Raw genomic sequence first — 10,182 nt, forward strand, 5'->3', positions numbered from 1 at the left:
CCGCCCCGACCGGGTGACAGGCCCCGGGTGAGGTCCTGACCTGCGACTACCCGGCGGTAGGCTCCCGCCGACCCCTACTCCCCGAGGGAGGCACCGTGTCCGCCTACACCACCGTCGTCGTCGGCACCGACGGATCCCCCACGTCCTATCTCGCGGTCGAGCGCGCCGCCGCGGTCGCCCGCGACTCGGACGCCGAGCTCGTCATCGTGTCCGCCTACACCCCGGCGACCCGCGAGGACACCGCCGACGCCGAGGACGCCCTCGGGGCGGAGGCCTACCAGGTCCGCGGCTGGAACCCCGCCGAGGAGGCGCTGCGCACGGCCGAGGACAAGGCCGCCGCCGCCGGCGCGCGGAAGGTCAGCACGCTGGCCGAGGACGGCGCCCCGGCCGACGTGCTGCGCAAGGCGGTCGCCGACCGCGGCGCGGACCTCCTCGTCGTCGGCAACAAGGGGCTCAACACCCTCAGCGGACGCATCCTGGGCTCGGTGCCCTCGGACGTCGCGCGCCGCTCCGGCGTCGACGTCCTCATCGTGCACACGACCTGATCCCTGCCATTGAGGTCGGGAACCGGCCGGAGTGGCTCCTAGCGTCGGGTCATGACCCAGACCGGCACGATCACGCCCTTCCGGATCGAGATCCCGGAGATCGCCCTCGACGACCTGGACGACCGGCTGGCCCGCACCCGCTGGGGCGCCCCGCTGCCCGGCGCCCCGTGGGAGCGCGGGGTCCCGGTCGACGAGCTGCGCGAGCTGGTGTCCTACTGGCGCACCGGCTACGACTGGCGTGCGCAGGAGGCGCTACTCAACGAGCTGCCGCAGTTCCGCACCGAGATCGATGGGCAGCACATCCACTTCCTGCACGTCCGCTCCCCCGAGGCGGACGCCCTGCCGCTGCTCCTGGTGCACGGGTGGCCGGGCTCGGTCGTCGAGTTCCTGGACGTGATCGGGCCGCTGACCGAGCCCGCCGCGTACGGCGGCGCTCCCGCGGACGCCTTCGACCTGGTCATCCCGGCGCTGCCCGGCTTCGGGTTCTCCGGGCCCACCCGCGAACCGGGCTGGGACAGCCACCGGATCGCCACGGCGTTCGCCGAGCTGATGCGCAGGCTCGGGTACGACCGGTACGCCGCGCAGGGCGGCGACTTCGGCGCGTTCGTCGTGCCGGACCTCGGCCGGGTCGACGCGGAGCACGTGGTCGGGGTGCACGTGAACGCCGCGACCATGGGGTTCATCCCGTTCGGCGCGGTGCCGGCCGAGGAGCAGGCCGCGCTCACCGACGTCGAGCAGGCGCGGTTGGCCCGCCTGCAGACCTACCTGGCCGACGGCAACGGGTACTTCCAGATCCAGGCCACCCGACCGCAGACCGTCGCCCACGCGCTGGCGGACTCCCCCGCGGGCCAGCTCGCCTGGGTCCTGGAGAAGTTCCACGAGTGGTCGGTGTGCCCGATCGACCGGGACCGGATCCTCACCAACGTGATGCTGTACTGGCTGACCGACACGGCGGGCTCCGCGGCGAACCTCTACTACGAGAGCATGCACTCCGAGCGGTGGCCGAGCAGGTCCGGCGTCCCGACGGGCGTCGCGGCCTTCGCGGAGGACGTGGCGATCCGCCGGTACGCCGAGGCCGTGAACACCATCACGCACTGGTCGGACTTCGAGACCGGCGGCCACTTCGCCGCGCTGGAGGTCCCCGACCTGCTGGTGGAAGACGTCCGGACCTTCTTCCGCACGCTCCGGTGATCCGCCGTCCGGGTGGTGGACGTCCGAATCGACACCGGCCGCGGCTCCTCGACGTATGGGTTACACCGCGGCGGACCTCGACGCCGACCTGACCGACCGGGCGCTCTGCGCCGTCGACCTCGCACCGGGACGGGCCCGGACGCTGCTGGAGAAGGTCGCGACCGACGGCGTGCACCGCGGGCGCGAGCGCGAGGCCCTGTTCGGGGTGCTCGTCGCCGAGTTCGGGGGACCCGAGCTCGACCTCGCGGGCCCGGCGGGGGAGGTCGTCGAGGCCTACCGGACCGCCGCGCTCACGGTCGACGACGTGTTCGCCGAGCCCCTGCTCGGCGTGCACGTCCGGGGGTTCGGGAGGCAGGAGCTGCCGCACCCGAAGACCCGCGAGGTCGCCGCACCCGCGGGCGCCACGCTGGAGGTCGGCAGGCTCGATCCCACCGACACCCGGCACGTCCCACCGGCCGACGCGCTCTACCGACGCGGCGGGTTCGAGCTGGAGTGCACCGGCAACCGCACGCTGGCCGAACCGAAGTCCTCGTGGCGCGCCCGGCTCGACGCGCGCTTCGCCGGCCTGGAGCGGCTGCACCTCAAGTCCATGGTCAACGACGCGTCCGTCGTCCGGGAGGCGGTCGCCTGGTCGGCCTTCGCGGCGGCGGGGATCCGGTGCTCGCGCCGCACCTACGCCCGCTACGCGATGGACGGGACCTACCGGGGGCTCTACTCCCTCACCGAGGACGTCCACACCGACTTCCTGCGGCGCCACTTCGGCTCCGACGCGGGGCAGCTCTACAAGGCCTCCTGCGGGGACGTCGACCGGGGCGGGTTCGGCTGCGCCACGCTCGCGCCGCGGGGCCCGTCGGGCGCCGACTACCGGCCGCCGGCCGGGGCGGCGGATCCCACCTACGAGCTCCGCAGCGGGGCCGACACCTCGTTCGACGACCTCGCCCGGTTCGTGCAGGTCCTACACGGTGGCGACTTCGCCTCGGCCGGGTACCGGGACGCGATGGAGGAGGTCTTCGCGGTACGCGCCTTCCTCCGCTGGGCCGGCGTCACGGTCCTGCTGGGCAGCTGGGACACCTACTACGGCACCCCCGCCAACTACTTCCTCTACAACTCCCGTACGGCGGACCGGCCGTTCTTCACGTTCCTGCCCTGGGACCACGACAACGTCCTCGGCATCACCTACGACCTCACCCAGCAGGCCTACGACCACGCGGACTGGGCGGGCGGGGACGTCCTGGACTGGCCGCCGCGCTCACTGCCCCTGCTGGGCAACCTCCTGCAGAACCCGGACCTGCGGCAGTACTACCTCGACCACCTGGCCCACCTCCTGGAGACGACGTTCGACCCGGAGACGGTCGCCGCCACCGCCGACGCGGCCTGGCAGACCGCCCAGCGGTCCGCCTACCTGGAGTCCCACACCCCGCACGGCACGCCCTTCACCGGGCGCCGGTGGGCGAACCACGACATGTTCCGCCACAACGAGGGCGAGGACCTGCGCTACGAGTTCCCGAACGACGACCGCCGCACCCTCCAGGCGGTCACGGCCTTCGCGAGGCGCCGCCACGAGACCGCCTGGGCACAGCTGAGGAACCACCAGCGCCACACGAGGACCTTCGAGCCCCTCCCCTAGTACTGCAACGGCAGTCGGTGCACCGCTGGGGTGATCTCGCCCGCACCGGTGGACCTGGACGCGCTGCATGACCGGGTGATCGCCGCGGCTGGTCTGCGGGCGTGGCGGCTCGCGATCGGCTCGCCACGCCGGCGACTACGGCGACGGGCGACGCACCGCAGATCGAGCTGCGGCGCAGGTGTGTCAACGATCGTCCAGGCGCAGCCCGAAGGCGAGCAGGACGACACCGGGTAACGGCGACCAGTCGCGGTCGGGCAGGCGTTCGAAGCCGGCGGTGCGGTACAGCCGTTGCGCGGCCCGCATCGCCGGCTGGGTGGAGAGCACGACGCGACCGTGTCCTCCGTGGCGCGCGCGGCTCACCGCCGCGTCGACCAGGGCTCGACCGACTCCTCGCCCCTGAGCTGCGGGCGAGACCGCGAGGGCTCGCATCTCGATCTCCTCGGCGGCACGGGCGATCTCGCTGTCCGGCCCCCACGGCTGCAGCATCACGGTGCCGAGCAGCTCGCCGCCCTCCACCGCGACCAGGATGGTCGCGCCGCCCCCCGCGCCCAACGAGCGCAGGACCGGCGCGTAGGCGCCCGCCGAGGCGAACAGATCCTGCGCCGCATAGGCGCCGACCCGCAGAGCGCCCACACTGTCGAGCTCGCTGGGCAGCACCTCGCGTATGTGCATCAGCGCATCCAAGCAGGGCCGCTCGTGAGCCCCGGCAGGCGCGATGCTCGATCGTGCACGGCTCGGGCCCGCCTCAGCCCTCTGACCAGCTCGATCGCTTTGATGTGCGACGCTCACCCGAGTGCCGTCGCAGTACCGGACAGCGCCATGGAGCCACAACCGTCGTTCTCAAGGCTCGACACGACAGGTGTGGCTCCATGATGCGGCCCGGGTGGGTCAGACGCGGAAGCCCAGGGCGCGGAGCTGCTCGCGGCCGTCCTCGGTGATCTTCTCCGGGCCCCACGGGGGCATCCAGACCCAGTTGATCGCGATGTCCTCGACCAGCGACCCGTTGCTGGGGCCGGTGAGGGCGGAGCGGGCCTGCTCCTCGATGACGTCCGTCAGCGGGCAGGCCGCGGACGTGAGCGTCATGTCGATGATCGCCTTGCGGTCCTCGACCTTCAGGCCGTAGACCAGGCCCAGGTCGACGACGTTGATGCCCAGCTCGGGATCGACGACGTCTCGCATGGCCTCCTCGATGTCGTCGATCGAGGGACCGTCCGTCGCCGCAGGGGGCTCCGGCATCCCCGCAGCCCCGCGAACCACGTCCGTCTCGTCTGTAGAGCTCATGCCTCCTCCTTCACCCGCACCACGGCGTCCTTGAACGCCATCCAACCCAGCAGAGCACACTTCACCCGCGCCGGGTACTTGGAGACGCCCGCGAACGCGACCCCGTCGCCGATGACGTCCTCGTCCCCGGCCACCTTCCCACGGCTCTGCGCCATCTCCTGGAAGGACTCCAGGATCCGGAACGCCTCCTGCACGCTCTTGCCGACCACGAGATCGGTGAGCACCGAGGTCGAGGCCTGGCTGATCGAGCAGCCGAGGGACTCGTACGAGACGTCCTTGACCTCGTCACCCTCCAGCTTCACCCGCAGGGTCACCTCGTCCCCACAGGTGGGGTTGACGTGGTGCGTTTCGGCGTCGAAGGGTTCCCGCAGGCCCGCGCCGTGGGGCTGCCGGTAGTGGTCCAGGATGATCTCCTGGTACATCTGTTCGAGCTTCATGCGACCCCGAAGAACTCCTTCGCGGCCCGCACGCCCTCGGCGAGCTGAGCCACCTCGTCCGCTGTGTTGTACACATGGAAGGACGCTCGGACGGTCGCCGCGATTCCGAAGCGGCGGTGCAGCGGCCACGCGCAGTGGTGTCCGACGCGTACGGCGATGCCGCGGTCGTCCAGCACCTGGCCCACGTCGTGGGCGTGCACCCCGTCGACCACGAAGGCCACGGCGCCGCCGCGGTCGGTCAGGTCGGTGGGGCCGACGATCCGCACCCCCGGCACCTCGGCGAGCGTGTCCAGCGCGACCCTGGCGAGCTCCTGCTCGTGCGCGAACACGCGGTCCATGCCGATCGCCGAGAGGTAGTCCACCGCGGCACCCAGACCCACGGCCTGCGACGTCATGGGCACGCCCGCCTCGAACCGCTGCGGCGGCGGGGCGTAGGTCGAGCCCTCCATGCGGACCATCTCGATCATCGACCCGCCCGTGAGGAACGGCGGCATCGCCTCGAGCAGCTCGGTGCGCCCGTAGAGCACGCCGACGCCGGAGGGACCGAGCATCTTGTGCCCGGAGAACGCGGCGAAGTCCACGCCCAGCTCGGTGAGGTTCACCGGCATGTGCGGGACGGACTGGCAGGCGTCGAGCACCGTCAGCGCACCGACCGCACGCGCCCGCCGGACCAGCTCGGCCACCGGCGCGATCGCGGCGGTGACGTTCGACTGGTGGGCGAACGCCACGATCCTGGTGCGCTCCGTCAGCTCGAGCGAGTCCAGGTCGATCCGGCCGTCGTCGGTGACCGAGTACCAGCGCAGCGTGGCGCCGGTCCGGCGGCACAGCTCCTGCCAGGGCACGAGGTTGGCGTGGTGCTCCAGCTCGGTGACGACGATCTCGTCCCCCGGGCCCAGCACGAACCGCTCCGTCTCCGGGCCGAGGCCCGTGCGGATCGAGGAGTTCGAGAACGCGTACGCGACGAGGTTGATCCCCTCGGTGGCGTTCTTGGTGAACACCAGCTCCTCGGGCTCGGCGCCCACGAGCACGGCGATCTTCGCCCGGGCCGCCTCGTAGTCGTCCGTGGCCTCCTCGGCGAGCTGGTGCGCGCCGCGGTGCACGGCCGCGTTGTGCGTCTCGAGGAACCGCCGCTCGGCGTCGAGCACCTGGCGGGGCCGCTGCGAGGTCGCACCGGAGTCCAGGTAGACCAGCGGCCTGTCCTCGCGGACGGTGCGCGACAGGATCGGGAAGTCACCGCGGATGGCGGTGAGGTCCAGACCCTCGTGGGCCTGGACCGCGGTCACGCCGGAACCGCCTTCACGAACCGCTCGTAGCCGTTCTTCTCCAGGTCGTCGGCGAGCTCGGGGCCACCGGACTCGACGATCCGACCCGCGGAGAACACGTGCACGTGGTCCGGCGTGATGTGCTGCAGGATCCGCGTGTAGTGCGTGATCAGCAGGACGCCGTTCTCGGGCGAGCGGAAGCGGTTCACGCCCTCGGACACGACGCGCAGCGCGTCGACGTCCAGGCCGGAGTCCGTCTCGTCGAGGATCGCGATCTTGGGGTTCAGCAGCGCGAGCTGGAGCACCTCGTGGCGCTTCTTCTCGCCGCCGGAGAACCCCTCGTTGACCGAGCGGTCCGCGAACTCGTCGGAGATGTCCAGGTCGGACATCGCGGACTTGACCTCCTTGACCCAGGTGCGCAGCTTCGGCGCCTCGCCGCGGACGGCGGTGGCCGCCGAGCGCAGGAAGTTCGCCATCGACACACCGGGGACCTCGACCGGGTACTGCATGGCGAGGAACAGACCCGCCCGGGCGCGTTCGTCGACCGACATGTCCAGCACGGACTCGCCGTCGAGCAGCACCTCACCGGAGGTGATCTCGTACTTCGGGTGACCCGCGATGGCGTACGCCAGGGTGGACTTGCCGGAGCCGTTCGGCCCCATGATCGCGTGGGTCTCGCCCGCCTTCACGGTGAGGTCGACGCCGCGGAGGATCTCCTTGGGGCCGTCCTCGGTGCGGACCGACGCGTGCAGGTCCTTGATCTCCAGGGTGGACATTGAATGCTTCTCCGTGGTGGGTCAGACGCCGACGACGGCGAGCTCGGCCTCGATGGCCGCCTCCAGCCGTTCGCGCAGCTCGGGGAGGGTGGTGTTCGGGATGCGCTGCAGGATCTCGCCGAAGAACGCGCGCACGACGAGCCTGCGCGCAGCGTCCTCGGGGATGCCGCGGCTCTGCAGGTAGAACAGCTGCTCGTCGTCGAACCGGCCGGTGGCGCTGGCGTGCCCGGCGGAGACGATCTCGCCGGTCTCGATCTCCAGGTTCGGCACCGAGTCGGCGCGGGCGTGCTCGGTGAGCACCAGGTTGCGGTTGAACTCGAAGGTCTCGGTGTTCACCGCGGCGGCGCGGATGAGCACGTCGCCGATCCAGACGGTGTGCGCGTCCGTGACGCCCGCGCGCCCCTGCAGGGCGTTCTTGTACAGCACGTTCGACTTGCACTGCGGCACCGCGTGGTCGACCAGGAGGCGCTGCTCCAGGTGCTGTCCGGCGTCGGCGTAGCCCAGTCCGGCCAGGTCCACCTCGCCACCGGGGGCCCGGTAGCTCACGGTGGGGCTGATCCGGACGAGGTCGCCGCCCAGCGACACCGAGACGAGCTTGAGCACGGCGTCCCGGCCGATCGAGAGGTGCTGCGCCGACACGTGCACGGCGTCGTCCGCCCACTCCTCGGTGACGATCACGGTCAGCCGGGAGGCGTCCGCGAGGACGAGCTCCAGGTTGTCCGCGAGCGTGCCCGAGCCGCGGTGCTCGATCACCACGGTGGCCTCGGCGTGCGTGGTGGTGCGCAGCTGCAGGTGCCCCGCCGCCGCGGCACCCGCGCCCGGGCCCTCGACCGTGATCGTGACCGGCTCGGGGCTGCCGTCGAGGGTCACGACGGTGGCCTCGCCGAACGCCGACCAGGCCTGCGCGGACACGCGGTCGGCGGGGGTGCCGCCCTCGCCGATCCGCGGGTCGTCCCGGCCCACCTTCTCGACCTGCGCGGCCCCGGACACGGTGACTGTGGCGGTGCCGTTCAGGTCCGCGGTGCCGTCGTGGAGCCCGTGCAGCCGCTTGAGCGGTGTGAACCGCCAGTTCTCCTCGCGCCCGCCGGGGACCTCGAAGGCCTCGACGTCGAACGAGGTGAAGCGCTCGCCCGCACTCGCGACCGGGATCTCGCCCTGGCCCTTCTTGGCGCCCTTCAGCTCGGGCGCCAGCCCTGCCACCTCGGTCATCCGACCGAACCCTCCATCTGCAGCTCGATCAGGCGGTTGAGCTCGAGGGCGTACTCCATGGGGAGCTCGCGCGCGATGGGCTCCACGAACCCGCGCACGACCATCGCCATGGCCTCGTCCTCGGTCAGACCGCGGCTCATCAGGTAGAACAGCTGGTCGTCCGACACCTTCGAGACCGTGGCCTCGTGGCCCATCGACACGTCGTCCGTGCGGATGTCCACGTACGGGTAGGTGTCGCTGCGGCTGATCGAGTCGACCAGCAGCGCGTCGCACTTCACCGTGCTCCGCGAGCCGGTGGCCCGCGGGTTGACCCGGATCAGGCCGCGGTAGGAGGTGCGCCCGCCGCCCCGCGCCACCGACTTCGAGATGATCGTGGACGACGTGTTCGGCGCCAGGTGCGTCATCTTCGCGCCCGCGTCCTGGTGCTGGCCCTCACCGGCGAACGCGATGGACAGGACCTCGCCCTTGGCGTGCTCGCCCATCAGCATCACGGCCGGGTACTTCATGGTGACCTTGGAGCCGAGGTTGCCGTCGACCCACTCCATGGTCGCGCCCTCCTCGGCCTTGGCGCGCTTGGTGACCAGGTTGTACACGTTGTTCGACCAGTTCTGGATGGTCGTGTACCGGACCCGGGCGTTCTTCTTCACCACGATCTCGACGACGGCCGAGTGCAGCGAGTCCGACTTGTAGATCGGCGCGGTGCAGCCCTCGACGTAGTGCACGTACGAGCCCTCGTCCGCGATGATCAGCGTGCGCTCGAACTGGCCCATGTTCTCGGTGTTGATCCGGAAGTAGGCCTGCAGCGGGATCTCGACGTGCACGCCCGGCGGCACGTAGATGAACGAGCCGCCCGACCACACCGCGGAGTTCAGCGCGGAGAACTTGTTGTCACCGCTGGGGATGACCGAGCCGAAGTACTCCCGGAACAGCTCGGGGTGCTCGCGCAGCCCGGAGTCGGTGTCCAGGAAGATCACGCCCTGCTGCTCGAGGTCCTCGCGGATCGAGTGGTAGACGACCTCGGACTCGTACTGCGCGGCGACACCGGACACCAGGCGGGCCTTCTCGGCCTCCGGGATGCCCAGCTTGTCGTAGGTGTTCTTGATGTCCGCGGGCAGGTCGTCCCAGGTGGCCGCCTGCTTCTCCGAGGACCGCACGAAGTACTTGATGTTGTCGAAGTCGATGCCCGACAGGTCGGAGCCCCAGCGCGGCATCGGCTTGCGCTCGAAGAGGTCCAGCGCCTTGAGCCGGAAGTCGAGCATCCACTGCGGCTCGCTCTTCAGCCGGGAGATGTCGGCCACCACGTCCGCGGAGAGTCCGCGGCGCGCCGTGGACCCGGCGACGTCCGAGTCGGCCCAGCCGAAGTCGTACCGGCCGAGCGTCGCGAGCGTCTCCTCCTGCGTCAGCTGCTGCTGCACCTCAGGAGTGGTCGTCATGCTGCCTCCCTCTCGGGGACGTGGTGGTCGCTTGCGGACCGTGGCCGCGTTCGGGTGCGGTCACGGGTACATGGGTGGTGCACGCGGAGTCCCCGCGTGCGATGGTGGCCAACCGCTGGACGTGGGTGCCGAGGATCTCGGCGAACGCCTCGGTCTCCGCCTCGCAGAGCTCGGGGAACTCCGCGGCGACGTGGGCCACCGGGCAGTGGTGCTGGCACAGCTGCACGCCGGGGCCCGCCTCGCGGGCCGCCGCAGCGTAGCCACTCGTGGTGAGCACCTCGGCGAGGGCCTCGGCCCGCTCGCGCGGTCCGCCCGCCGCCTGGATCCCGGCGGTCGACGCGCCGAGCAGGTTCTGCACCCGGCTGCGGGCGAACTCGCCCACCGCCCGCTCCCCCGCGTGGTCGGCGAGGAAGCGCAGGGC

11 protein-coding genes are annotated in these 10,182 nt (G+C 71.3%); 3 read left to right on the forward strand and 8 right to left on the reverse strand.

The features are described from left to right. The first annotated feature begins 95 nt into the window (after window positions 1–95). From H5J29_RS09865 to H5J29_RS09875, 3 genes are read left to right on the forward strand one after another with little or no spacing between them, the layout of a single operon-like run. On the forward strand, window positions 96–545 hold the full coding sequence (locus H5J29_RS09865; RefSeq protein ID WP_181780625.1) for a universal stress protein: 450 nt from the start codon (window positions 96–98) through the stop codon (window positions 543–545). A gap of 51 nt (window positions 546–596) precedes the next feature. Further along, entirely contained in the window at window positions 597–1,736 is a 1,140-nt protein-coding gene (locus H5J29_RS09870; protein ID WP_181780626.1) for an epoxide hydrolase family protein, read from the forward strand. A gap of 55 nt (window positions 1,737–1,791) precedes the next feature. Continuing rightward, the gene (locus tag H5J29_RS09875; RefSeq protein ID WP_181780627.1) at window positions 1,792–3,363 is read left to right on the forward strand and encodes a CotH kinase family protein; all 1,572 of its coding nucleotides are present in this window, start codon (window positions 1,792–1,794) and stop codon (window positions 3,361–3,363) included. Window positions 3,364–3,546: 183 nt separating this feature from the next. Here the strand turns inward: H5J29_RS09875 and H5J29_RS09880 are convergent, their stop codons facing one another. From H5J29_RS09880 to H5J29_RS09915, 8 genes are all read right to left on the reverse strand, one after another. Further along, window positions 3,547–4,035 (reverse strand): GNAT family N-acetyltransferase, encoded by a 489-nt coding sequence (locus tag H5J29_RS09880; RefSeq protein ID WP_181780628.1) that lies wholly within the window; start codon window positions 4,033–4,035, stop codon window positions 3,547–3,549. Window positions 4,036–4,251: 216 nt separating this feature from the next. Then, entirely contained in the window at window positions 4,252–4,644 is a 393-nt protein-coding gene (locus H5J29_RS09885; RefSeq protein ID WP_181780629.1) for a metal-sulfur cluster assembly factor, read from the reverse strand. Further along, window positions 4,641–5,081 carry a Fe-S cluster assembly sulfur transfer protein SufU gene (gene sufU / locus H5J29_RS09890; RefSeq protein ID WP_181780630.1) on the reverse strand — a complete coding sequence of 147 codons (441 nt, stop codon included), beginning with the start codon at window positions 5,079–5,081 and terminating at the stop codon, window positions 4,641–4,643. The genes H5J29_RS09885 and sufU overlap by 4 nt, the downstream gene beginning before the upstream one ends. Then, window positions 5,078–6,364 (reverse strand): cysteine desulfurase, encoded by a 1,287-nt coding sequence (locus tag H5J29_RS09895; RefSeq protein WP_181780631.1) that lies wholly within the window; start codon window positions 6,362–6,364, stop codon window positions 5,078–5,080. Before H5J29_RS09895 ends, sufU begins: the two co-directional genes overlap by 4 nt. Then, window positions 6,361–7,119, reverse strand: a complete 759-nt coding sequence (sufC, locus tag H5J29_RS09900; protein ID WP_181780632.1) for a Fe-S cluster assembly ATPase SufC — start codon at window positions 7,117–7,119, stop codon at window positions 6,361–6,363. Before sufC ends, H5J29_RS09895 begins: the two co-directional genes overlap by 4 nt. Window positions 7,120–7,140: 21 nt before the next feature. Then, window positions 7,141–8,328 carry a SufB/SufD family protein gene (locus H5J29_RS09905; protein ID WP_181780633.1) on the reverse strand — a complete coding sequence of 396 codons (1,188 nt, stop codon included), beginning with the start codon at window positions 8,326–8,328 and terminating at the stop codon, window positions 7,141–7,143. After that, window positions 8,325–9,761 carry a Fe-S cluster assembly protein SufB gene (sufB, locus tag H5J29_RS09910; protein WP_181780634.1) on the reverse strand — a complete coding sequence of 479 codons (1,437 nt, stop codon included), beginning with the start codon at window positions 9,759–9,761 and terminating at the stop codon, window positions 8,325–8,327. Before sufB ends, H5J29_RS09905 begins: the two co-directional genes overlap by 4 nt. After that, window positions 9,745–10,182: helix-turn-helix transcriptional regulator (locus tag H5J29_RS09915; RefSeq protein WP_376768514.1), on the reverse strand; the 438-nt coding region annotated here is incomplete at its 5' end. The genes H5J29_RS09915 and sufB, both read right to left, overlap by 17 nt.

Origin of the sequence: Pseudonocardia pini (assembly GCF_013870575.1) — a bacterium.
GTDB lineage: Bacteria > Actinomycetota > Actinomycetes > Mycobacteriales > Pseudonocardiaceae > Pseudonocardia > Pseudonocardia pini.

What these genes read in the sequence shown, in the direction of transcription:
- H5J29_RS09870 (WP_181780626.1), top strand. Translation starts at nt 597, where the DNA reads ATGACCCAGACCGGCACGATCACGCCCTTCCGGATCGAGATCCCGGAG.
- H5J29_RS09875 (WP_181780627.1), top strand. Translation starts at nt 1,792, where the DNA reads ATGGGTTACACCGCGGCGGACCTCGACGCCGACCTGACCGACCGGGCG.
- H5J29_RS09880 (WP_181780628.1), bottom strand. Translation starts at nt 4,035, where the DNA reads ATGCACATACGCGAGGTGCTGCCCAGCGAGCTCGACAGTGTGGGCGCT.
- H5J29_RS09885 (WP_181780629.1), bottom strand. Translation starts at nt 4,644, where the DNA reads ATGAGCTCTACAGACGAGACGGACGTGGTTCGCGGGGCTGCGGGGATG.
- sufU (WP_181780630.1), bottom strand. Translation starts at nt 5,081, where the DNA reads ATGAAGCTCGAACAGATGTACCAGGAGATCATCCTGGACCACTACCGG.
- sufC (WP_181780632.1), bottom strand. Translation starts at nt 7,119, where the DNA reads ATGTCCACCCTGGAGATCAAGGACCTGCACGCGTCGGTCCGCACCGAG.
- H5J29_RS09905 (WP_181780633.1), bottom strand. Translation starts at nt 8,328, where the DNA reads ATGACCGAGGTGGCAGGGCTGGCGCCCGAGCTGAAGGGCGCCAAGAAG.
- sufB (WP_181780634.1), bottom strand. Translation starts at nt 9,761, where the DNA reads ATGACGACCACTCCTGAGGTGCAGCAGCAGCTGACGCAGGAGGAGACG.